At 46.7% G+C, this 23,032-nt stretch carries 20 protein-coding genes; 5 read left to right on the plus strand and 15 right to left on the minus strand.

The annotated features are described in order from the left end of the window. Nucleotides 1-3: 3 nt before the first annotated feature. A complete protein-coding gene (gene hemW, locus ACLHG7_RS02375; protein WP_410209679.1) occupies nt 4-1,200 on the minus strand; it encodes a radical SAM family heme chaperone HemW in 1,197 nt (398 codons plus the stop codon). 26 nt (nt 1,201-1,226) lie between these two features. On the opposite strand from hemW, the gene ACLHG7_RS02380 reads away from it, so the two are divergent. From ACLHG7_RS02380 to ACLHG7_RS02390, 3 genes are all read left to right on the plus strand, one after another. Then, on the plus strand, nt 1,227-1,685 hold the full coding sequence (locus ACLHG7_RS02380) for an EVE domain-containing protein (RefSeq protein ID WP_410209476.1): 459 nt from the start codon (nt 1,227-1,229) through the stop codon (nt 1,683-1,685). 64 nt (nt 1,686-1,749) lie between these two features. After that, a complete protein-coding gene (locus ACLHG7_RS02385; RefSeq protein WP_410209477.1) occupies nt 1,750-2,562 on the plus strand; it encodes a hypothetical protein in 813 nt (270 codons plus the stop codon). An 88-nt stretch (nt 2,563-2,650) separates the two neighbouring features. After that, nucleotides 2,651-2,860, plus strand: a complete 210-nt coding sequence (locus ACLHG7_RS02390; RefSeq protein ID WP_410209478.1) for a DNA gyrase inhibitor YacG — start codon at nt 2,651-2,653, stop codon at nt 2,858-2,860. A 7-nt stretch (nt 2,861-2,867) separates the two neighbouring features. On the opposite strand, the gene ACLHG7_RS02395 is transcribed toward ACLHG7_RS02390, so the two are convergent. Together ACLHG7_RS02395 and ACLHG7_RS02400 are read right to left on the minus strand one after the other, a co-directional pair. Next, nucleotides 2,868-4,031 carry a GGDEF domain-containing protein gene (locus ACLHG7_RS02395; RefSeq protein ID WP_410209479.1) on the minus strand — a complete coding sequence of 388 codons (1,164 nt, stop codon included), beginning with the start codon at nt 4,029-4,031 and terminating at the stop codon, nt 2,868-2,870. A 216-nt stretch (nt 4,032-4,247) separates the two neighbouring features. Continuing rightward, nucleotides 4,248-5,555: a GGDEF domain-containing protein gene (locus ACLHG7_RS02400; protein WP_410209480.1), complete on the minus strand. Its 1,308-nt coding sequence runs from the start codon at nt 5,553-5,555 to the stop codon at nt 4,248-4,250. A gap of 590 nt (nt 5,556-6,145) precedes the next feature. Here ACLHG7_RS02400 and ACLHG7_RS02405 point away from each other — a divergent pair. Then, nucleotides 6,146-6,988: a class II glutamine amidotransferase gene (locus tag ACLHG7_RS02405; protein ID WP_410209481.1), complete on the plus strand. Its 843-nt coding sequence runs from the start codon at nt 6,146-6,148 to the stop codon at nt 6,986-6,988. A 119-nt stretch (nt 6,989-7,107) separates the two neighbouring features. Here the strand turns inward: ACLHG7_RS02405 and hemH are convergent, their stop codons facing one another. The 3 genes from hemH to ACLHG7_RS02420 form a co-directional block, all read right to left on the minus strand. Then, entirely contained in the window at nt 7,108-8,130 is a 1,023-nt protein-coding gene (gene hemH, locus ACLHG7_RS02410; protein ID WP_410209482.1) for a ferrochelatase, read from the minus strand. Next, nucleotides 8,131-9,213 carry a DUF4062 domain-containing protein gene (locus ACLHG7_RS02415; RefSeq protein ID WP_410209483.1) on the minus strand — a complete coding sequence of 361 codons (1,083 nt, stop codon included), beginning with the start codon at nt 9,211-9,213 and terminating at the stop codon, nt 8,131-8,133. Between the two features lie 247 nt (nt 9,214-9,460). Further along, complete coding sequence (locus ACLHG7_RS02420; protein WP_410209484.1) at nt 9,461-10,375, minus strand: LysR family transcriptional regulator; 915 nt, start codon at nt 10,373-10,375, stop codon at nt 9,461-9,463. A 132-nt stretch (nt 10,376-10,507) separates the two neighbouring features. On the opposite strand from ACLHG7_RS02420, the gene ACLHG7_RS02425 reads away from it, so the two are divergent. After that, complete coding sequence (locus ACLHG7_RS02425) at nt 10,508-10,651, plus strand: hypothetical protein (RefSeq protein ID WP_410209485.1); 144 nt, start codon at nt 10,508-10,510, stop codon at nt 10,649-10,651. A gap of 114 nt (nt 10,652-10,765) precedes the next feature. On the opposite strand, the gene ACLHG7_RS02430 is transcribed toward ACLHG7_RS02425, so the two are convergent. The 9 genes from ACLHG7_RS02430 to ACLHG7_RS02470 form a co-directional block, all read right to left on the minus strand. After that, a complete protein-coding gene (locus ACLHG7_RS02430) occupies nt 10,766-12,280 on the minus strand; it encodes a TolC family protein (RefSeq protein ID WP_410209486.1) in 1,515 nt (504 codons plus the stop codon). Between the two features lies 1 nt (nt 12,281). Further along, on the minus strand, nt 12,282-14,426 hold the full coding sequence (locus ACLHG7_RS02435) for a peptidase domain-containing ABC transporter (protein ID WP_410209487.1): 2,145 nt from the start codon (nt 14,424-14,426) through the stop codon (nt 12,282-12,284). A 34-nt stretch (nt 14,427-14,460) separates the two neighbouring features. Further along, nucleotides 14,461-15,732: an HlyD family secretion protein gene (locus tag ACLHG7_RS02440; RefSeq protein ID WP_410209488.1), complete on the minus strand. Its 1,272-nt coding sequence runs from the start codon at nt 15,730-15,732 to the stop codon at nt 14,461-14,463. A 631-nt stretch (nt 15,733-16,363) separates the two neighbouring features. Then, nucleotides 16,364-17,362 (minus strand): fimbrial protein, encoded by a 999-nt coding sequence (locus ACLHG7_RS02445; RefSeq protein WP_410209489.1) that lies wholly within the window; start codon nt 17,360-17,362, stop codon nt 16,364-16,366. Then, the gene (locus ACLHG7_RS02450) at nt 17,359-19,977 is read right to left on the minus strand and encodes a fimbria/pilus outer membrane usher protein (RefSeq protein WP_410209680.1); all 2,619 of its coding nucleotides are present in this window, start codon (nt 19,975-19,977) and stop codon (nt 17,359-17,361) included. The genes ACLHG7_RS02445 and ACLHG7_RS02450 overlap by 4 nt, the downstream gene beginning before the upstream one ends. A gap of 74 nt (nt 19,978-20,051) precedes the next feature. Then, nucleotides 20,052-20,792, minus strand: coding sequence for a fimbria/pilus periplasmic chaperone (locus ACLHG7_RS02455; RefSeq protein WP_410209490.1), 741 nt, complete (start codon nt 20,790-20,792; stop codon nt 20,052-20,054). A 96-nt stretch (nt 20,793-20,888) separates the two neighbouring features. Further along, nucleotides 20,889-21,446, minus strand: a complete 558-nt coding sequence (locus tag ACLHG7_RS02460; protein WP_410209491.1) for a fimbrial protein — start codon at nt 21,444-21,446, stop codon at nt 20,889-20,891. Nucleotides 21,447-22,022: 576 nt separating this feature from the next. Then, entirely contained in the window at nt 22,023-22,340 is a 318-nt protein-coding gene (locus ACLHG7_RS02465) for a DUF167 domain-containing protein (protein ID WP_410209492.1), read from the minus strand. A gap of 57 nt (nt 22,341-22,397) precedes the next feature. After that, entirely contained in the window at nt 22,398-22,970 is a 573-nt protein-coding gene (locus ACLHG7_RS02470) for a YggT family protein (RefSeq protein WP_410209493.1), read from the minus strand. Between the last annotated feature and the right edge of the window lie 62 nt (nt 22,971-23,032).

Here is a 23,032-nt window from a genome sequence, read left to right on the forward strand (position 1 = left end):
TGTTCAGTCATCGGACATGCTAAAACGTTCAAGCACGACATTGAGGTAATTAAAGCCCAATGCCGTACAAACCAGCTGTGATGCATTTGGCTGCATCAGTTGCTCTTGTTGCAAAGCCCTAACCGTGGGCCCGATACGATCAAGTGATAACCCTGTCCGCTCTGCAAAATAAGACTGTGGCACGCCACCTACTAATCGCAGAGCATTCATCATAAATTCAAAGGGCAAGTCTTCCGCTAAGACGGGCTCAAATTGCAGTGGGGGCGCGGGAACCTGCGCTAAATAATCTTTAGGCAACCGTGACTTCTGAAACCGATAAATCATAGGCGCAGGACTGCCCTGCTCCTTCACAGTGATTTTGCCATGCGCACCGGCTCCAATCGCCAAATAATCGCCAAACTGCCAATAGTTTAGGTTATGACGGCTGGGCAACTCCTTCGCCCAAGCGGAGACTTCATATTGCACATACCCATGCGCACGCAATAACGCCTCACCTGCCGACTGAATGTCTGCTAACCGGTTTTCATCAGGCAGTACGGGCTGAGTCCGAAAAAAAACCGTATTGGGTTCAATCGTCAATTGATACCAAGAGATATGGGTTGCCCCACAGTCCATCGCATTTTGCAGATCAAACAGCGCCATTTCCACCGTTTGATTGGGTAATCCATGCATCAAATCCACATTCAATCGATCAAAACCATCTGCACACGCACGCTCAATTGCCAGTCTTGCCTCGTCTGAGCCATGAACTCGCCCTAACATATGCAATAGTTCATCATTAAACGTCTGCACACCCAGCGACAACCTATTAATACCCGCTATCAGATATTCCGAGAAGGGAGCATGTTCTAGCGTGCCTGGATTGGCTTCTAACGTGATTTCACAATCAGCGGCAAACTCAAAAATTTGGCGTAGCTCAGCGAAAAGCCATTGATAGCCCGCTGCAGAAATGAGAGATGGCGTCCCTCCCCCAATAAACACACTCACCAAAGGTCGATTCTGTGCCCATGCGACTTGTTGCTTGGCATCAGCGAGCAGCGCTGCAAGATACTCCTGCTCTAAACTGATAGATAACGTGCCATCTACCGAAAATGTACCTTGCGGCACAGCATGTGAGTTAAAATCACAGTAAGGGCATTTTTTTACGCACCATGGCATGTGGATATACAATGCTAAGGGAATGTGAGAATCAACAGTAATAAAAGGACTCAAAACGGGAGCATCCTATGGCCTATTGGCTAATGAAATCTGAACCAGAAACATTTGGCATTGAACATCTTAAAGCACGCAGCACGGCACTTTGGGATGGGGTACGCAACTATCAGGCACGTAACTTTTTACGACAAATGGCTGTGGGTGATGAAGCACTATTCTACCACTCAAACACCAAAGTGCCGGGAATAGTTGGACAGATGACGATTAGTCGTGCGGGCTATCCTGATCCAACACAATTTGATCCCCACCACAAATACTATGATCCGAAATCTACACTGGATAATCCACGTTGGACAGGTGTGGATGTCAAGTTTGGTGAGATTTGGTCGAAGCAACTGCCACTGGAACAATTACGCTTGATGCCAGAGCTTGAAAGCCTTGCTTTGGTTCGCCGTGGCAATCGACTTTCGCTCATGCCAGTCAGTCCTGCTGAATGGCAAGCCATTATGAAGAAGCATCAAAGCCTATAACGCCCAATTTTAGAATTTCAATCTTGAGATTGAATATCACGCAAGACCGAAAAAAGGAACCTTCATGTTACACAACAAAAAAATGCTACTTATCGGCCTGACCGCTACCATCCTACTCTCTGGCTGCGGCGGTGGTACGGGTGATGCTATCGTTGATGCGATTACACCGCCTGCCCTCACCGATGGTGCTGGAGGCCGTTTCTACGGCTATTATGTACAAAGTGCAGATACCGCAGATACGCCCTCAACCGTGGGCGGAATGTATCTGTCCTTGCCCAATAGTGAGGGTGGGTTTAATGGTCGCATGTCCTATCAGTTCTACGATTGCCAGCGGACAAATGCCCTGCAAATCACAGGACAAAAAACCACAGCTTACCTCACCGGAAAAACCGTAGGTTCGCTAGACACTTTGAATTGGGATCAGTTGAATCCCACATTTGCGGCAACATTCTCAGGTAGCTACTCTCGGGCAACCGATAATTATTCTGGCAAATACAATCGCATCGACAAAAGTGGTGATGATCGTAAAACCGTCAATAACTGTGGAAGTTATACCGTTGCCGATAAAGGCACTTGGCAAGTTTATAAAGACTCCGTTACCTTTCCCAATAATTTTGCATTAACGCAAACAGGCGATCTGATTAACTGGACCTTTGTAAACAACGCCACTCGCGCAGTGGTCTTGATTGTCGATCCAAGCCAAGTGGATAGTTCAAACAATGCCGTTGTGCGTCAGATCATTGCACCTGCAACGACGCTCATCACCAATGCGGTCAATAATAATGTCGCCCGTGGTCAGCAATATCTTGCAGTGGTTGAACTGTTTGATATCAATAATACGCCTGTGGCTTTTAAGACCCTTGCCGTCAAATTCTAATGACCCCATAAAGACTTTTCAGATATCGAATATTGCTGAAGTCGCTTTAGCAATATTCGTTTTAAAATCTAATCAATGAAGGAAAACCATGACTACACCGTCTACTCCTGCTATCCCCAGTTTTCCTTGCCCTCAGTGCGGCAAGCCGTCGCACTGGACGGACAATCCCAGCAGACCCTTTTGCTCTGAGCGCTGTAAATTGATTGATTTAGGCGCATGGGCCAATGAAGAATATCGGGTTCCAGAACGTCAAACCACGACTCGCTATGATGCCAATCAGGATGATGATGAGGTATAGAGCAAGGTCATGATGTAAACACGACATCCGACTCTTTAAGGGCCGCGATGGGCACCTGATCATAGTGTATGACCAGATTCATACTATTCTGTTGGGCTTGAGCGAGCGCTTGTTCAGCTTGTATCAAAATTGAATCGGCTCCCACCATGCCAAAAGGCACGCAGGTAGAAACACCGATACTCGCCGTGATCTGAATCTCAAGTCCAAATCCATCTGCAATTATGAGGTTCTCAATCCGAGCCCTGATTCGCTCTGCGACAGCCAAACCCACGTCACGATGAGCAGCAGATAAAATCACGATAAAATGATCATCATCGAAGCTGCCCGCTAAATCTTGATTACGCAGACTAAGCTGCAAAAGGTTGGCGATCTTTTTCTTCAACTCATTGCTAAAAGTACGACCATATGTTTTCTGAATATATTCAATTCGATCAATAGCAATTAACAACGTTGATATTTCTTTTTCATCAGAACTCAGTGTCACCAACCGCTCTAAGTGCTGATCAATGCTATACCGACTTAAAAGATGGGTGAGGGAATCCAGTTTACTTTGCATCGCCGCATCACGTTCGCGTTGACTCCATTGCTTTAAGATCACATCCATAATGAATAAGATAAATAGCAATGGCGGCAGAGTAAAATAAAGCTGACTATATAAATAAAACGCCGTAAAACCTTGCATCCCTACCACGTCTTGATTGGCAAATAGGGGTGCATAAGGAATCAAGTTCAAATTACTGGCAATGGTTAAAACTACCATGGTCAGCATCGTCAGGACGGCCATGATCAGGACAATCTTTCGGGGAAATAAAACCAGTCCAATCAAAGGTGTTCCAATCAAAAACACCCCTGTCGCAGGACTCAATGCACCCAAACAATATCCTGATATACACATCGCAGTTGCGAAAAAAATGATACAGAAGATCGGAAAATAACGATTGACCCGTGCACTGGTCCGCCATGTATAGCCAAAAATCATTGCAGTAAATGCAATCATCAGAATGACCACATCCTTCCAAAGCAAGATCGTCGAATTGACGTTAATAAAATGATGTAATGTTGGATGAAGCATGACAAAAGCAACGTACAACGCATACGACGTAAATAGCACGACCATAATCGCAAGCAAGAGAATACTTTTTTGAATAAAGCTCCACTCAATAATGATCATAGAGCTGAGACTTTTTTGTCGTATCTCACGAATGTGTTGTCTAATTTTTTTAAGTGTTAGTGCTTGGGTCACCATGGTTCACATACCCATTTTAATAATTTACGCTCACAAATCAGAGCAGGTCGAAAGTGCAAGCTTCCATTCGACCAAGCCTAAATGCAATACATTTTAGCGACTTATCGTGACACAGTATACAAATTACTGACTTATTGCCTATTAAATTGAAGGGGGTATGGGATATGCCCCCATGTGTTTAACCAAGGTCCCCTCTTCATTAACATCAGCTTTCGCATCGTAAATATGGAAATCGGGAGCTTGCTCTGCAACTAACTGATCAAAATGGATCACTTGATTACGTCCGGCATTTTTTGCGAAATAGAGCGCTTGATCTGCTTCGTGCAGCATCGGATCGATACCCGCCATCGCTTGCGGCGCACAGCTGGAGACACCAACACTGGTCGTAATCTTAATCTCATCCCCGTTTTTATCCAGAATTCGAATCGCTTGTATGCGATTGCGTATCCGCTCCGCCACTTGCATACCCACCTGACGCTCCGAGCGCGCAAGAACCACGATAAACTCCTCCCCACCAAAACGACCCGCAACATCATTTTTACGCATGCTCTGTTGTAAGACCAGCCCAACTGCTTTGAGAACTTCATCGCCAATCATATGGCCGTGGGTATCATTGATCTGCTTAAAGTGATCAAGATCCAAAATCAAAATCGAGATCCGTTCCACTTCCGTACTTTCAATAATCAAACGCTCGAGATGTTCATTAATCGTTCGCCGATTAAACAAGTTGGTTAATGAATCGAGTTGACTCAGTAAAGTCACTTCACGCCCACGCATATGCCATTGCTTTAAAATCACATCCGCAGCAACCAAAATGATCAGCGACGGAGGCAGCATAAAGTACATTTGGCTGTAGAAATAGAACCGTGAATGCTGCTTTAAATCTAGAATCCCGCCACTGGCAAAGAGCGGCGCATACGCAATCCAGCCAGAGACTCCAGCAAATGCTAGGAGTGTCATCAAGATCGTCGCAAGTATGGTCACCCACAGCACCATACCGCGAGGAAACAAGGCAAGCCCGATCAGTGGCGTACCAATGAGAAATATGCCCGTGGCGGGACTCATTGCACCAACCAGATACCCTGTAAGGCACATGGAGATTGCATAAAACACAATAATAAAAAGAGGTAGATGCCGATTAGCCCAAGCACTTTTACGCCAGATATAGCAACAACAGAAGAAAATAGCTGCGAGCAGTGTGACTAGAATATCTTTCCAAATCAGAATTTTGAAAAGAGGAACATCAATATAAGCCGCCCACTCTGGATTCAGCGGTACTGCAAACATATAGAGGACATAAGAGGAATAAAGCATAATCATGAATACGAGCAACAACATGCTTTTTTGGGCAAAACTCCACTCCATCACGATAACCGAACCAAGAGTCCGTTTATATAATGCAATAATTTGCGTTTTGAGGTCTTTGGGGTTTAAATCACTGATATTCATGTTCCGTCACAAATCAGCTGGCGTGTATTGTTCATACGACTGTAATGAAATCGCCAAAATCCACCAACTCTTTTATGGTGATTTCCGACCAGCTCTCATATTGCCCTTATGAACGCGTTTTTTTGCTGTATTGAAAAGTCATACGTCCTATATGACTAGATCATGTATATTGTAGCGCAAAAAATATGCAGTTGTGCTCAATTTTCGTCTGACATTTCATACCACTGAAATAAACACAAATCACCTATACCTACAAAAGCACTCTATCTCATTAGATTGGGCATGCAGTTCCTCATAGAATTTGGCATAAGGATTGCTGCACTCTTGGTGGTGGATCCGCCTAGTTACGTTGTTTTAGGATAAAAACCTGCTCCTTTTGCACTCTATAGCACAAGTGATGCAAACCAATCCTATATTCATTATTTGCATTAAGGTCGTTATAATCGGCAGAATTAAGACTATAAGTTCATGTGGCTTTCTTGCGTTTTAGATGGCGTAATGGATGTCTGATTTCAATGCATCAATAGCATGTCAGAATACCAATTCTGTCAAACTATGCGATTAATGCCCAAATGGAGCCTAACTTCGATATGTGCCAATTACTCGGCATGAACTGTGCGACACCGACCGATATTACCTTTTCATTTAAGGGATTCTCGCAGCGTGCGGGTGTGACTTCGGATCATGCCGACGGCTGGGGAATTGCTTTCTTTGAAAATAAAGCCTGTCGCCTGTTCATTGACAATCAATCTGCGGTGAACTCACCGATTGCGGATTGTTTACGTCGTAATCCGATTAAGTCCAAGAACGTGATCGCGCACATTCGTAAAGCCACGCAAGGCAATATTGAAGTTGAAAACAGTCACCCCTTCATGCGTGAATTATGGGGGCGACACTGGATCTTTGCTCATAATGGCGATCTTAAGAATTATGCCCCAGCGTTAAATGGCACTTACTTGCCTGTCGGAACGACAGACAGCGAACTGGCGTACTGTGCTCTGCTACAAGGGTTGCGGGATCGCTTTGGAAACACCGAGCCGGATCTTGCTGAGATTTTCTCAGTGCTAGCCGAACTTGCACCGACCATTGCGGCGCATGGCACCTTTAACTTTATGCTATCTAACGGTCAGGCACTCTTTGCCTATGCCACAACTAATCTGCATTGGCTGATTCGCTCATGGCCTTTTAGCCAAGCCCATCTGGTTGATATGGATCTCGACATCGACTTTAGTCACTATGCCAAGCCTGATGATCGTGTTGCAGTCATTGCAACCGAACCACTGACAGACAACGAACAGTGGACTGCATTTACTTCGGGAGAATTACTGGGTTTTGAAAATGGTCATTTACGCTATCAAGCACAAACCCATGTCCAGCTCATTGAGCCGCCCGCTCAGCCTGTTCAAGAACAGGCTTTTGCCAATGCGGTTTAATTCCCCATAACAACTAAAAAATCCCTTCCTTAAGTAAAAAAGGAAGGGATTTTTTTATCCGTTTAAGAGACTGAATCTCTCAGAACACTTGTTGACTCAAAAGCATTTTGACAATGAATTCAAGAAATCGCCTCAAAGCCATCTAGTATGGGATTAATCAGCGCTGCCATCATTTCGATATGGGCGACATCAGCATTCAGCGCTGGGATGTATTGATACGACGCGCCTCCAGCGTTAAGGAACACATCACGATTTTCGATCGCAAGTTCCTCTAGCGTTTCTAAACAGTCTGCCGAAAACGCTGGACTAATGATCTGTACCGACTTGACCCCCGCTTGCGCCCACTCAGTCAGCAGCACATTGGTATAAGGTTTAACCCACTCTTGCTTGCCAAAGCGCGATTGGAAGCTGATGGCCCACTGATCATCACGTAAACCCAGCGCCTCTGCCACATGTTTAGCCGTCGCATGGCAACGCTTAGGATAAGGGTCACCCCGCTCCGCATAAGGGATAGGAATGCCATGAAAAGACATCAACAGCCGATCAGGAACACCGTGCTCAACCTGATAACGATGCACACTATCAGCAAGTGCTTGGATATAAAGCGGATGTGCAAAATAGTCTTTAATGAACGTGATCGTGGGTAAATTGCGCTGTGTCTGCATCCAACGTGTCGCTACATCATAGACCGCACCGGTGGATGTAGCTGAATACTGAGGAAAAAGCGGCAAGATGATGATCTGCTCGACCCCATCAGCAGATAAACGATCCAGTGTTGCGGCCAAACTCGGGGTACCATACGTCATCGCAGGCAGCACCGCGACATCACGATGTACAATCTGAAAATCCAGCATTTGCTGGAGCGCATTGGCCTGCGCGTTCAAAATCAACCGCATCGGTGAATCGCCCATGGCCCAGATCGAGGCATAGGCATGGGCGACGCGTTTAGGTCGAAAGGGCAGCACAAATAGATTGAGGATGATGGCCCAGATGAGCCGTGGAATCTCAATCACCCGCGGGTCAGAGAGAAACTCACGTAAGAAACGCCTCACAGCCGGCGGTGTTGGCGCATCGGGAGTACCGAGATTAACAAGAAGTACAGCACGTTGGGTTGAAGAAGAATCTGAGGTATTCGATGTCATCTATGAACCTGTTTCAAGGCGCTGACCTGCCATGAGTTTATTAAGTTGACCCTCTCCCTGCGTTGATAAGCCCCATAGGATGCGATGCTTTTCATCACGCCCAACAGGAACAATCCATTTATTATTTTTAAGCTGCATTTTAATGGCATGCAATGCACGAATATTAATCTGGCAGCGTGCTGTCGCATGGGCACGGGGCATAGAATCTTTGACATCACCGAGTGCTGAGATGTTCAAATAATCATTGATGATCCGTGCAAAGTCCTCTTCGGGTGCTGGTGGACGAAAGCCGGGGCCCATTGCCATCAGCAGTTCATTCCATGACATTTGGCGACGCGGACGCAATTCACGGAAGTTGCCATCCTGATAAGCATGTACACGGTAATCAAAAGCAACCACCTCATCCCCACGAACTACAGGAACTTCAAGCGGTGCTGGTTTTTCTTCGATATCCACAAAAGCCTGTTCAACTTCAGCATCTACTGGAGTTGGTCTTGCCGTAGAGCGACCACGACCCAGCGTCGTCAGTTGCTGAACTTTAAGGCGTAGTTTGTCATTTTCGGCTTGCAACGCTTGCATCGGACCATCGTTTGGACGCACCCAGCCCAAGGAGGGATAACGCTGTGTGAGCTGAGGCATGGCATGGCGCAAAATCACTTCGAGTTCGCGCGGTTCACGGAATGTAACCACCATATCGCGTTCGCGTTGCAATTGGCGGCGGAAATCTTGAAACTTGACCTGCCCTTCTTGAGTCTTTTCTTGAAAATCAGGAGAACGGGTCTCAGGCGACTCATGCAGAATCACAAAAACGGGTTTTTGTTTGGTGATTGCATAGATATATTCAAGATGGACATAACTGACGCCTGAAGCCGATAACTCACCGTAGCGTGATCCCAGCATCAATACAAAGTAATCGCAATCATCGATTTGACGGCGAGCAAAAGCGGTCGTCAGTGGTGTACGAGTCTCTAGTCCCCACGAGAAAAAGCCTAAACTGGCCAAAGTTTGTGCCAGTACCGACCGCTCAGCTTGCATATCTGCGCCAGTCGTACTGATAAATACATGATACCGCTTGTCGATCATCTGATCGCTCCCATTCATGATTGCCTTTGGCAATCTGCAGATTCATCCTTTTCTGCTTTCCTGATGAGTGTACATTTGCAAAGATGAGCACGCAACTAGGTCAATGCCCAACTCATGCAATAAATACGTCAATATGTGACATATTCTGCATAAAAGTGTTAAAAAGCATCATCAGCCTAAATTAACACCATCACTCAGCGATAAACTTTGGCATTATGACACGAATGGGTCGTGACAAAAAATGTCACTATCGCCCTTGTGTCATGCGGGCCAGCAACGTTAAAAAGCCCTGCATAAACACTAACTCCTGATCGACCTCTCGTACGGCAGCATAGAGCGTACGGCGCAATCCCTGCTGAGAGCCTTCAGCATTTTTAGGGATTAATCGGCGACTGACCACCCAACCTTTTTGTTCATAATCCTTAACCACCCAATCAGGCAATGCCGCAATACCACGACCACTCGCGACTAGCTGAATCAGCATCGGCGTCAATTCAGTAGTGCGTAATTGAGCAGGTTTTAAGCCATAGGGGGTTAAATATCCCGCAACAATATCCAGTCGTGTCGGCTCGACCGGATAAGCAATCAGCGTCTGTGCCGCGACTTCCTCAGCATGGATCACCTCTTGCGCAGCAAGGGGGTGAGATGGTGCCAGCACTAGCCGGGACTCATAGTCAAATAAACGGAGATACTGAATGCCCTTGACGGGTAGACAATCAGTGGTGACCAATAGATCAATCTCACCCTGCTGTAGCTGAGTATGGGGTTCTGGCTCAAAACCGCTGGCAAAGTCCAAATCGACATCGGGAAAATCCTGTCGATAACGATTCAGCACGGGCATCAGCCAGTCAAAACAACTATGGCATTCAGATGCCAGTAACAGACGACCTGTTTGTCCATGCGCCAATCGCGTCAGCTCCGCCCGCGTTGTCTGTATCAACGGTAAGACTTGATCGGCAAGCTGGAGTAGGCGCAGCCCAGCTGCTGAAAACTGGAGTGGTTTAGTCTTGCGATTGACCAATGACATCGATAGCCATTGCTCAAGCTCTTTGAGTTGATGTGACAACGCGGAGGGTGTGAGGTGCAAATGCTCAGATGCCGCAGCCAAGGAACCTTGCTCACGGAGTGCATGCAATGTTTTCAGATGGCGAAGTTCCAGCATGAAGCGTACCTTTTAAAAATAAAAATGACATAACATTAGTATTATTCATCTTACCATTAAAAAGATGAGTTTAATTCATGTTTATAAATAATCACACTAGCCTATCGAATTTTTTGTTAGGCAGTTATAAAAATGACCACGATCCATATTCTTGGGTATCCGTGCATAGATGCAAAACGTGAACTGAAGTTTGCGGAAGAATCTTGCTGGCAGAATAAATCAACTCAAGCAGAGTTAGTTGAACAAGCACTGCTGGTGGAAGCCCGCAATTGGTAAGCTCAAGTCGCAGCGGGCGTGTCACACTTACGGTCAGTGAATTTGTCTATTACGACAGCATCATCACGGGGTCTTTTTTTACTACTTTTTAATACGTTTAGTTTTACTATCAACTTAAAGTGCCCAAAGCCCCAATCGCCCTAAACTACTGGCCAGCTTCAAACGCGCCACATGCCAATTCGACAGCGCCTGTACACGTTGCTGTTCCGCTTTGCTTAAAGAGCTCTGTGCATTCAGCAGTTCGATGATGCTGCCTACTCCAGCCTTATAACGACCTTTCGCGGTATCAAACGCTTGCCGTGCACTTTTAAGGAGATCATCAGTGGCTTTAAGTCCTTCTGTTTCCGTGGCCAATGCCTGATAGTTTTTCCAGACCTCTAGCGAAACTTGCTGTTCCGCATTTTCAAGCTCCACGGACTTCAGTTCAGCTTGTGCTTTCGCAGCACGGACACGATAACTACGGCCAAACCCTTCAAAGAGCGGGATTTTCAATTGGATACCCACACTGCTGTTATCGGATTCAGTCGCCGAAGGTGGTTGACCGATTTGCCGATTGCGGTTTGCCGATCCAAACAAAGACACCGAAGGTAATCCTTCATCGCGTACAGCATTCACATTGGCATTGGCGGCAGCCAATTGCGCTTGTGCCGCCCGTAAGCTGGGATGCGTACGCTTGGCATCCGCAATCAGCTGATTGATTGAGGTAACAAATGCAGTATCCGGTAGATCACGCGTATCAGTATTGACTGTAAAAGGCGTATTCGCATCAACACCCATCGCGACAGCCAGCGTCCCTTGGGCGGTTCTCAAATCCCCCAACGCTTTCACACGATCCAAACGCGCCTGTGCATAATCCGTCTGGGCTTGCAATTTGTCGACCAGTGTCCCCGCGCCAGCATTGTATTTGGCCTCAGCTGCTTTGAAGCTTTCACCAGATGTCTTCTCTGCTTCGCTATAGGCATCCAGAGCACTTTGGGCGCTCATCAGATCATAGTAAGCTTGTGCAGCGGCCACAAAAACCTTCTGTAATGTCAGGTCTTGGGTGGCATTGGCTGCGATCAGCAATTGCCGCGCGTTTTCAAGGTTGGCGCGGCGCAGCCCAAAATCAAACAGCACCCAATTGGCATTCACGCCGACATTATGGGCGGAGGTCTTGGAATTAAAACTTAGATCGGGTCGATCCTGCACCTGATAATTATTGGGTCCACGACTATAGCTCAATGTTGCATCGGCGGTAGGAAGATAAGCCGCTTTCGCAACACCGACTTGCGCGGCTTGAATCTTGACATTGACCCACGCTTGACGCGCTTCGGTATTACTACACATTGCCCGTTCGACTACCTCAAGCAAATCGACCGAAGTCTTAATGCTGCCCCAAGTACAGGGATCGGCCATGGCTCTATCAAGCGTGCTATTCGCTGTGGGCTTTGTCGCAGATTCACCCCCCGTGATAGAGGATGACTCGGACTGAGGCGGCTTTTTCACCAACACTTGACCTTTAGATGGTGTTTTTGAATAGAGTTTTTTGACTGAAAAAGGGTCGATTTCAAAAGCATGGGCAGGAATCATTGCCGCATAGAGTGCGGTCAAAACTCCTACAGTGATCCCATGACGAGCAGACGTGCTCATATCATTGCTCACTTGACGGTTGTAGTGCCGCCTCAACGGGGACATCGTGTACAACTTTACCGCCCGACAGTACAATCACACGCTTGGCAGATGCAATCGTTTCAGGACGATGGGCAATGATCACCCGGGTCACATCCAGTGATTTCACAACCTGATTGACCTCTTGTTCTTTAGCAATGTCCAAATGACTGGTTGCTTCATCGAGAAAGAGAATCTTTGGACGTTTATACAGTGCGCGCGCCAATAAAACTCGCTGTTTCTGCCCACCTGACAAGACCGTGCCCATATCCCCCACTAAGGTGTTATAGCCCATCGGCATTGCGGAGATTTCAGCATCCACCGCCGCCATCTTGGCGCACTGTTCGACCCATGCCTGATCGGCTTTAGAATCAAAGAAACTGATGTTATCGGCGATAGAGCCTGCAAAAAGTACATCGTCCTGAAGTACCGTACCGACCATGCTGCGCAGGGTATGGATACCGAGCTGCTTGGTACTGATCCCCCCGATCAACACATCACCATCAGTCGGCGGCAATACACCCAGCAACACATTCATGAGGGTGGTTTTACCGCAGCCTGAAGGACCAATGATGGCGACAGAATCCCCAGCACCGATCGTAAAGTTCACATCATCCAAAACATAAGGTTCTTGGTCTGAATAGCGATAGCGTAGATTAGTTACGGTGATGGATGGTGTGAGTGGTGCATCCTCAGCCAGCGTTTGACGCCCGAAAACCTCCTCAGGTTCAGTCAACACGATATCGGCTAGACGCTCACCTTGCAGTTGCAGCATTTTGACTTCAACAAACTTATCAATCAGCGAGCCAACCCGCCCATCAAACTGCCCTTTATACGCCATAAACGCCATCAAGGCACCGACACTGAAATTACCATCCAGCACCAGTAAAGCACCGAGCCAAATGATCAGGATGTTTTCAACCCCAAATAACACCCCATTAAACAGTCTGAATAGAATTTGTAGTTTCTGAGTCCGCAAGCCAGCATTAGTTTGGTCTACTACCAGCGTCAGCCATGTGGAACGGCGTTCATCCTGGCGCTCAAAGAGTTTGATGGCCTTAACACCACGCACCGTTTCCATGAAGTGACTTTCTTGCTTGGCTGAGTGAATAATTTGTTCCTCAGTGGCATTGCGCAGGGGGCGATACCAGATCCAGCGACTTAAGGCATACAGGACCATCGCCGCAATGGCGATCAATGCCAGCTTTGGACTATAGATAAACATCATGATCAACGTCACGACGGTCATCAAACCATCCAAAATCGCCTCTAAAAATGTCGCAGTCAAAGTATGCTGAATCTGGTCTATCGAACCAAAGCGTGAAATCACATCACCCAGATGACGTTTCTCGAAGTACTGTACAGGCAGACGAATCAGATGAGTAAAGACGTTCGCACGCCATTGCACGTTGAGCGTCGTCCCCATATACATGATGACCCAAGAGCGCATCACACTGACCGCTTGTTGCATCAGCATTAGAATCCCAAAGCCGATGGCCAAGGTTGCCAGCAGATCTCGGTCCGCAGTCACAATCACATTGTCGATTACCCACTGCATAAAGAATGGACTGACGAGTGCAAAGACCTCTAATGCAAGCGCAAGCAATAGGATCTGACTTAAGGAACGCCACAGTCCTTTGACATGCCCCATAAGCTCACGCAGTCGTACTGCCTGAATTTCTTCTTTCTTTTTAAACTCAGGATTAGGCCAAAGCTCAAGCGCTACGCCTGTGAAGGACTTAGAGACCTCACTCAACGATAACTTACGTGAACCAAAAGCAGGATCATAGATGATGACTGATCCGCTATGAACTTCTTTGAGCACCACAAAATGATTAAAGTCCCAATGCAAAATGCACGGTAGCTTCAGTTGATCGAGATCCTCAAGCTCTAGCTTCAACGGACGGGTTGCTAGCTCTAAACGATTAGCAATTTGAATCAGATTGGCCAGTGTCGCGCCCTTAAGCGAGATTGGATAGGAGCGGCGCAGTGTCGCCAGATCAGTACGATGGCCATAGAAACCCGCAACCATGCCTAAACAGGCCAGACCACACTCCGTCGCTTCGGTTTGCAGTATGAGTGGTAATTTTTTAGAAAACCCAAAAGACAGCTCATCAAGAAAAGTCATCATTAGCAGCCTAAAAATAGAGACTTAAAAAAATTTAAAGTTTACCGGTCAAGCTATATAGGGGCTCAAGCACCCACTCATACAGATGACGCTTCTCTTGCAGAATATCGGCATCCAGCAACATGCCTGCTTGTAAAGATTGTGCTTTGCCGTAGGCCTGGACGGTTTGCTGATTCAATTTGACCGTAATGCGATACAGCGGCTCACTATTTTGAGTCGTGCCATTAATCGGGATACTCATATTGGTGATTTCACTGCTCGGCAAAGCCGTCTTGGATACGGAAACCACGACCCCTTTGGCATGGCCAAACTTTTGATAAGGATAGGCTTGATAACGCAGTAAGACAGAATCGCCCGGTTTGATAAAACCAATCGCTTTACTCGGAACATACAGCTGCGCTTGTAAAATTGAGCCTCGCGGCACAATACTAACCAGAGGCTTATTATTATCCACTGTTTGCCCAACTTCTGCCGTTACCGTAGTCGCAATACCTGATTCGGATGCGGTGATCACCAAGCGTCTTTTCGCTTCGCTCTCTGTCAGTTCCTGACTGGTACTGGCGAGTGTGCGGTCAATCTGTGCCAACTGATTTTGTTGATTGAGCGATAAGCTGCCTAGCGTGTGCTGCTGGGCATCCAGTTCACGTCCAACCGTGATGCGATCCCGCTCTAGGCTTTGCAGTCGATTGCGTTGATCCAGTAAATCTTCTTGTTTTTGTTGAAATTGTTCTTTTGAAATATAATCTTGATTCAGTAGACTCTGATAGCGACTGATGGTTTGTTCAGCTAATGCCACGCGGCTTTGCTGACCTTGAATCTGACCCGCTAAAGCAGAGAGTTCTGCGCGTAGATCGCTCACTTTTCGGGCTTGTGCAGATTGATCATCTTGCTGAATGGCTTTGGTTTTGATTAACTCATCGCGCAAGGACTGTTCACGCGCCTGAACCTGCCGACTGATTGCATTTTGCGTATCACCTTGAGTGCTGCTTTGACGTTCACTGGATAGGACGTACAACACATCGCCTTGCTTGACCGCCTGCCCTTCGACCACTTTTTTTTCTAAAACAATACCCGGCTGCTGCGCATAGATTTGCACCAGACCTGTATTGGGGATGAGTTGTCCTGTAACCGTACTGCGCTTGGTATACGTTCCCCAGATCAGAAACAGAACCACGATCAATGCAAGGATGCCTGCAAATGCAGTCATCATGCTAAAAGAAATGGGGCGTGCAAGAATGATGTTGCCCAGCCAATTGACTTGCTGGGCATTCAGCGCTTCTGTTCGGAAAAGGGGTTTATTTGACATGGTTAATTTTTCTATATTTGATTTTTAAATTGTATTTTTTTTAAATTGACCCACATGTTTCAAATTTGTTCCACATCACCAATTCTTTCATTCCAAGGTAGACCGACTAACCTGTCAATGTAAGGACTTAGTCTTTGAAAAAGTATTCCTATTACGACCAATAGTCAACCATAACTATATAGATTTAAGCGAAAAGATGTCTATTAGTTTACAAAAATTAGGACTTAGGCTGGTTTGGTAATCTTGATCCAGTTGACCTCTGACGCATCATTAGAATTATTATTTGGGGCTTAAAAACAGATTGCTCATCCTTGAGCACTCATACTTAGAAGGTATTAAGTCCCGACCACTGGCGGTTCTGTTGGTGTTGTTGGTTTGCACGGTGGTTTTGGATGGCAGCCAAAACTCGGCTTTGGCTTACAAAAGAAAAAGGAGGGTTTACAGAAAAAAAAGCACCCGCCTGATACCTGCTGAATTTCCTGCGTAGATAATACTTGCATGGTTTTAGCTCCTCGTTTGGCCAAAAATTAGGCCGATTGATGACAATGGTGATCGAATCAACGTGCAATAATATTCACACCCGACTCCATTTTGGACAACACACAAAAACGCTCATAACCAGCGCTTTGAACTAGTTATATTGAATCGTAAAAGTCGCCGTGCTATTGGCTGTACCAGGGGTCACGGTGGTTTGGGTCTGGTAATAGCGCGCTTTAAACGGCACCGATAACGGGCCAGCGCTTGAAATGCGATTGCCCGCAGGAATCCCTACCCCATAGGTCACGGGTTGATCATTCCGGGCATCTAATAATTGAATCCCAACCCCAGTGGCCGCTCCTGCACCCGTTGCAATCGCCAATACGCCCGGACTTGAGGTACTGCCACCAGTATTAGGATCTAATGAAATCAATACATTACCCGGACTTTGCTGGCAGGTGAGATTAATCGCAAAATTGCGCTCTGCTGCAGTTGAACCCACACCCGTAAAGGTACTTTTAGGGACGCTACCAAAATCAACAGGAATATTGAGAGAGCCCGCATCCACCGTACACGATGGCGAGACAATCGTAATGCCATTTCCGGATAAGACAGAAGTCAGCATCGGTCTGCTAGGACCAGTGCCATTTAAGTAATAAGAGGTGTATTCGCCCGCAGCAAATGCGCCGCTTCCTGTAGTCGCGGCAGTCTTGATCAGCTCTACACGGAATAAACCCGCATTCAGATTCAGTGTCGATGCCCCTGTAAGCGTTAGTACATGCGGATAATCCAATTGCCCCAAGCTCCCGGCCACGCGGGATAAGCGAATCCCGACTCCAGGAACTAAAGAACTATAAATTCGACCACCGGTATCACTACCCTGCTCCATGATTCCGATCGCACTACCGCCTGAAGCGGTACAACTGCCGTAACCATTAATCCCAGTAATTGGAAAATCTCGTGTTGCAAACACAGCGCCTATTGCTGTAGTTGCTGGAATCACGATCCGACCCATATCCATCTGAATCACTTGCGGTAGACCCGATGTCATCGTGACATTACATGCGGCAAAAGCCGTGTGACTTGCCACCACATAAAGCAGTGAACCCGCGATGACGCCACGTGATAGCACCTTAAATTGACTTTTCATCATTGAGCACTCACTAGACTGTTCGGTGACGTCAGCGCAGAATCCACGCACTGAACATCAAGCAATTCATACTGCGCACCAGTATCTTTTGCAGTGCGCTGCGGTAGTTTGTAATTGATTTTGCACTGTTGATTTTTTTGCTCGCCCCACTTGATCAGTAGCGTGCCCACATCCTGATTCAAACGGGCAAACAGTTGGCCGGATTGACCGACGATACCGACATTCTGACCATCGGCATCAAAGACTGATGCGCCAAAGGGCAGCGCTGTATCCGAGGCACTCTTCACGCGAAGAAGCATTGAGCGACCCACCGTCGTTTTAAAACCAACTTTGACCACGGCTCCTGCATAAGGTGCAACTTGCTGACTACTGCTTTCCAGTTGCACATCCGTTGAGATGCCTTTCGGGTCAATTTCAACCGTGTTGTTGCTGTATGGGATCAAGTATGGAATCAGCGCATAGCCCCGACCATCAATACGCACACCGGAGTAGTTGGCCACACGCGCGCCTTTTGCCGATTGCGCTTCCACAATCGCCATGGTCTCACCGCTTTGCGGACCAAAAGTCAGACCGCCTTGGTGCAGGATGATGCCACCACTGGCACCTGCGGATAGGGTACGATAGTTGCCGCCTTCGGTATAAGAACCCGTCAAGGTGCTATACGGGCTGAGATACTGCCCAGTGACTGAACCACTGGTGTCATCATTGCGCGAACTGTTATTCACACTGACGCCGTAGCTCAAATTACGATCTTCACCATAAGAGCCATTCAATCCCACACGACTGGTCGTGCCGCCCTGAGTGCTGTTACTCATGGTGGTATTGACCGATGGCGCATAAGCACCATTGCCTAATGGGAAGGAGACGTTCAACATGTATTGGGTATCATCACGCCCCAACACATCCCGCGTGCGTGCCGCAGAGAAGCCATAACTCATGCTGGCGTAGTTGTTGTTATAACCAACCTGATACTGGGTATTGGTGCCTGTCCGATCCCAATAATTGCGAACCGAACCCGTGGCATAGAATGAGCCAGATTTGCCAATGGTTTGATTAATAGTCACTTCGAAGTTGTTTTTCTGACGCTCAACACCACCCGTCATCAACCCTCGACTGTCAAAATCGCGCATGTAAATGGCATCATGCAGATTTAAAAACTCAGAAGTAGAATAACGGTAGGCCGCAACGGCAATATTGGTGTCGGTTTCGGTAAAGCGTTTGCTATAGCCTAATTTAAGACTCTGACCACTGTAATTTTTCAGGTTTTTAAAGTCAGTATTGGCCTGAGTGACATCAAGGGCAAATGCGCCAACTGCCGTATTTAATGCACCGCCCAAGATCAATGAGGTATAACCCTCACTGACATTTGCACCCCCGTAGACAGTGGTCAGGTTAGACAAACCATACTGATAAGAACCTTGCAGAAAGTACGGCTTACTGCTGAGCTGATCATCACGATATTGACCACTGGTCAACTCGTAGCGGCTGGTGCCCGGACGTAATAAACGCGCCACAGATGCAAAGGGCACGACAAAGGTGCGCTGCCGCCCATCCGCTTCCGTCACCGTCACATTTAAATCACCACCATAACCTGTGGCATACAGATCCTTGATTTCGAAAGGACCAGCAGCAACGGTTGATTGATAAATCAAGAAACCATTTTGACGAATTTCAACCAGTGCATTGGTATCTGCAACGCCGCGAACCACTGGGGCATAGCCACGGAGTGAGTCTGGCAGCATCCGATCATCGGAGACCAGTTGAATCCCGCGAAATGCCAGTGTATCAAACACTTCACCTGAGGTATTGGAGTCGCCTAGGATGAAACGACTACGAAGAGCCGCAGAGTTATATTGCGCATAGGTTGCAATATTCTGCCATTTGGTTGCGGAGTCGGTAAATTTGCTGATGGATGAATTATGGCGGAATTGCCATTCGCCTAAGTTAAAACCAGAATTTAGACCGAGGTAAGATAAGGTTTGGTCCTTACCGTTCATCTGGGTTTGGTAGGTGTTAAAGTTATAGCCCAGTGTCGCGGCGGTTACACCATGATCCCAATAGCGCGGGTCGACATAGCCACGGGCTGAGCGACTCACCATCGCCTGAGGAACGCTTAAATCTAAGCGCAGGTCAGAACCGTCAAAGTCATGGCTGGCCTGTGGCATAAAGAAGGTAATCGGACGACATTCATCCGCCCCTAGCGCAAGACTAGAATCTAATTTAGAAGTATCCACACCATAGCGCTGTAATTGCGCGATCGTAAAGCAAGGTACGGCAATCGTTTGATCTTTTTCTGCACGGAAGCGAATATCCTCACGCCCAATCCAACGCTGATTCATATACAAATCAACGCGATAATTTCCCGCCAGTACAGGGTTACTTTTTTGAAAACTGCTTAAATCGACATGACCGGTTTCACCTGCCAGAAAACGACTATCAAAGACGAAGGTGTTTCCTCCACTCGCGGCTACCCCAGCACCTGTCGCTGACCATGCGACAGGTGAGAGTCCACAACTTGCGATCAGCATCGATAACGTGCTTAAAGCAAAGCCACGATTGGGCATCAATTGGCGAATGCCACGATGTTGAATCGGTGCGTAGTCCATTGAAAATGCCATTTTTTGCACAGAGAAACTCCTAAATCATCTCAAAAAACAACTTTGAGTGAATGCCACACAGTTCTTATTGCGAATTAGGGGGTTTGTAGTGTTGCCTTACTATCAACACCAGAGCCGTAGTCATTAATAAAGGTATAGTGGACTTCGGTGGTGGCAGCGGAAGGCTGCTGCGTCAGCGCTTTCAAGTGAAAAAGGGTCTTGGAAAATGGTGCGACCATTCCACCTTCTTGATAGGTATATGTTTTGCCATTCGTTGTAATACCCGCTTGACTAAAAGACACGTGATAGACCGTTGGGTTATCCACTTGCAGGGCCAAACCGTTTTGATCAGGTACAACGGACCAACGTAATTTTTCAGGGGCATCAATCGCAAGTCCCGGTAAACCTTTGGGGCGGAAGAAAACTTTAATCCGGGATCTAAAAGCAATCTGCAAAAAATTACGTGCGGCGGCATCACTGGCTTGAGGGGGAATCTCTAGCACGTTGAGCCAGAACACGGATTCACGATCTTGCGGTAACGGGGTACCGGTATAAATCAAACGTAGGGTTTGTCCACGACCCTGTTCAATACGGGTCAGCGGCGGTGTTAAAAGAAAGGGGGCTGTGCTTTTTTCAGGGGCTTGCTTTGCGTCTCCATCATCCAGCCAGGCTTGGACCAATGAGGGTGAATCCCCATTATTGTCGAGCTTAATGGTCACTTCTCGTTCTTGCGCAGGATAAATAATCCGCGTGCCGTTAATGACGACGCTTGCGAAAGATTGACTGCTGCAAAACAATAGTGCTGCTGCCCAAACTAGATGGATCGAAGCTTTCATAGGTAAACCTTAGCAATATGAAATACGTCCTTTTGATGCACAGAAGATGCGGCAACGAGTCCGTGTCGCCACAAAAAACCAAGAGTCGATAACGAATTAGTTATAAACGATGGTGTAGTTGGTACGGCTAGCCACTTTACCTGCAGTCGCTGCACCACCTACTGCGGTGTATTGCACGAAGTAGTTCAATGTTGCTGCACCAGCATTCAGCGCAACAGTTTTAGAACCGTTAGTACCGTTTTTAGCTTGGTTTAATTGCAAACCAGTAGTGTCGTCATTCAACAATTGCAGTTGAACGTTGGTTGCTTGACCAGTACCGGTATCATTTTTCAAGTAGCCTGTGGTCAGATCAGTAGATACGCCTGGTTCGAAGTAAGTTGCGACGTTACCAGTTGCAGGTGAACAACCGCTCAATGCGATGTTGAACGGTGTACGACCAGCCCATGAGCCAACTGCAGGAAGAGTTTGAACAGAAACAGTAGGCAGAGTCACGGTAAAGTCCTTACCACCACCGTTACCACTGATCGTACAAGTTTGTGCAGTGATTTGACCTACAAAGTTGATCAAGCCATCAGCAGCTTGTGCATTGATTGGCAACAATGCTGCGGTGCCAAGAGAGAGAACTAAAGCGGTATTTAATGCAGAAATTTTCATGCGGTTTTCCTTTCATTCAGGTGTGAAGAATTAAGTTCTTTTGGAGCACCCTTTTCATGACCATCGCAATCATCAGACATATGTAGAGAAGCTAAGTAGCGCGTTAGCTCACCAGCATCAAATGTGTGGACTTACCATGAAGGAGCAGGAATCAGTTTATGATAGATTTCTAATTTTATTATTTAGATAAACTTAATGAATATTTACCAATCGGTCGATAAAAAAGCTTTTTATTCTAAAATAATGTGAACTAGTTATCATTATTTTGATTTTATTATTACCTCTTATCTATCGCTCTACACACTTCATCCATATATATGCAAAGTATGCTTAACAATACGTGCTAGACTAGGTGAGCTTCTTCGAGTCAATGCGGACCGCATATTACCGAATGGGTCGTGAAGATGGAATTGAAGATGTCATCCCGGTTACAAAAAAAATTGCAACATTATTGTGAACTAGTTATCACTTTATGTCAGTTTCTGACTGCTTTGAGTTGTTCAATCCTCGGAAAAAATGGCTGATCAAACCAAACCTTCGTACAACTCTCTACAATTGTCACAGAACAGTCCAGACTCAATCCCGCGAATCAAGGCTATTCAGATGTTCAGGGATCACTTTTGGCTGATCAACTTGAATCCGCTTAATCTTTGCGGTTTCGCCGCTAAGGAGCATGACTTGCCGAAGGGGTACATCAAATTGCTTTGCAATAAAGGCACACAGCACTTGGTTGGCTTTACCATCAATAGGTGGTGCAGCCAAACGAATCTTTAACATAGGCGTGGGGATATTCGATGCGGGATGATTGATAGTCTCAAGCCCAATGATCTCAGTCTTTTTTGCATTGGGCTGAACTTTGACAAAGAAAACAAAAACAGGCACAGAATCACTCAAATCCATTACTCATTTCTGAATAATGCGAACGAGCGTCTATGCTGCTGGAAAACATGCTTAGAGCATGCCTTGCAGCAGGAAATTATGTGCATAGCTGAGTAAAAAGCGCGTAGCTCCAATAGCAAGCAATGCAACCAATGGCGACAGATCCAGTGGCCCCAGATCCGGCATAAACCGTCTAAACGGTGCATATAACGGCTCAGTCATTTGCATGACCAGTACAATCATTGGCGTTGGTGCTTGCGTAAACATCATGACAAGGCTTGAAATAATGGACACATAGATCAGAATCTTGCACATCCACAAGAAATCATCGAGCAAGCCAAAAACCAGCTCCAGAAGTAAAACATCCGGTCCGATATTGGTTGAGCCATTCAACAAGTTCGTACCGCCTAAATCGATCAGGCGAACCAGAACCATCAGCCCAAGCGCTGCCAAATTAATGCGACCATGACCGACTGTCGGTAAAATACGACCAAAAATATCCACAATGTGCGTTGCACGAACGGTCGACATCACAATCGGGTTATAGGGATCAACCTGAGTTAGCTGCATCATAAAGCGCAAGAAAAACAATAACATTGCCACGCCAGTGACGATGTTAAAAATCTGTAAAATTAACGAATCCATACAACCGCGTCCTCATCTCTATTTTGTAAAACTTAGTCGATCAAGCATGACACTGCCAGTCG

The organism is Aquirhabdus sp., assembly GCF_046462495.1.
In the GTDB taxonomy this organism is placed as follows: domain Bacteria; phylum Pseudomonadota; class Gammaproteobacteria; order Pseudomonadales; family Moraxellaceae; genus Aquirhabdus.

Bases quoted from the DNA above. Each gene is read 5' to 3' on its own strand.
- ACLHG7_RS02430 (WP_410209486.1), bottom strand. From the start codon at position 12,280: ATGAGCACGTCTGCTCGTCATGGGATCACTGTAGGAGTTTTGACCGCA.
- ACLHG7_RS02470 (WP_410209493.1), bottom strand. From the start codon at position 22,970: ATGGATTCGTTAATTTTACAGATTTTTAACATCGTCACTGGCGTGGCA.
- ACLHG7_RS02420 (WP_410209484.1), bottom strand. From the start codon at position 10,375: ATGCTGGAACTTCGCCATCTGAAAACATTGCATGCACTCCGTGAGCAA.
- ACLHG7_RS02415 (WP_410209483.1), bottom strand. From the start codon at position 9,213: ATGATCGACAAGCGGTATCATGTATTTATCAGTACGACTGGCGCAGAT.
- ACLHG7_RS02445 (WP_410209489.1), bottom strand. From the start codon at position 17,362: ATGATGAAAAGTCAATTTAAGGTGCTATCACGTGGCGTCATCGCGGGT.
- ACLHG7_RS02385 (WP_410209477.1), top strand. From the start codon at position 1,750: ATGTTACACAACAAAAAAATGCTACTTATCGGCCTGACCGCTACCATC.
- ACLHG7_RS02380 (WP_410209476.1), top strand. From the start codon at position 1,227: ATGGCCTATTGGCTAATGAAATCTGAACCAGAAACATTTGGCATTGAA.
- ACLHG7_RS02390 (WP_410209478.1), top strand. From the start codon at position 2,651: ATGACTACACCGTCTACTCCTGCTATCCCCAGTTTTCCTTGCCCTCAG.
- ACLHG7_RS02455 (WP_410209490.1), bottom strand. From the start codon at position 20,792: ATGAAAGCTTCGATCCATCTAGTTTGGGCAGCAGCACTATTGTTTTGC.
- ACLHG7_RS02435 (WP_410209487.1), bottom strand. From the start codon at position 14,426: ATGACTTTTCTTGATGAGCTGTCTTTTGGGTTTTCTAAAAAATTACCA.
- ACLHG7_RS02395 (WP_410209479.1), bottom strand. From the start codon at position 4,031: ATGATCATTATTGAGTGGAGCTTTATTCAAAAAAGTATTCTCTTGCTT.
- hemH (WP_410209482.1), bottom strand. From the start codon at position 8,130: ATGACATCGAATACCTCAGATTCTTCTTCAACCCAACGTGCTGTACTT.
- ACLHG7_RS02450 (WP_410209680.1), bottom strand. From the start codon at position 19,977: ATGGCATTTTCAATGGACTACGCACCGATTCAACATCGTGGCATTCGC.
- ACLHG7_RS02405 (WP_410209481.1), top strand. From the start codon at position 6,146: ATGTGCCAATTACTCGGCATGAACTGTGCGACACCGACCGATATTACC.
- ACLHG7_RS02460 (WP_410209491.1), bottom strand. From the start codon at position 21,446: ATGAAAATTTCTGCATTAAATACCGCTTTAGTTCTCTCTCTTGGCACC.
- ACLHG7_RS02440 (WP_410209488.1), bottom strand. From the start codon at position 15,732: ATGTCAAATAAACCCCTTTTCCGAACAGAAGCGCTGAATGCCCAGCAA.
- ACLHG7_RS02425 (WP_410209485.1), top strand. From the start codon at position 10,508: ATGACCACGATCCATATTCTTGGGTATCCGTGCATAGATGCAAAACGT.
- ACLHG7_RS02400 (WP_410209480.1), bottom strand. From the start codon at position 5,555: ATGAATATCAGTGATTTAAACCCCAAAGACCTCAAAACGCAAATTATT.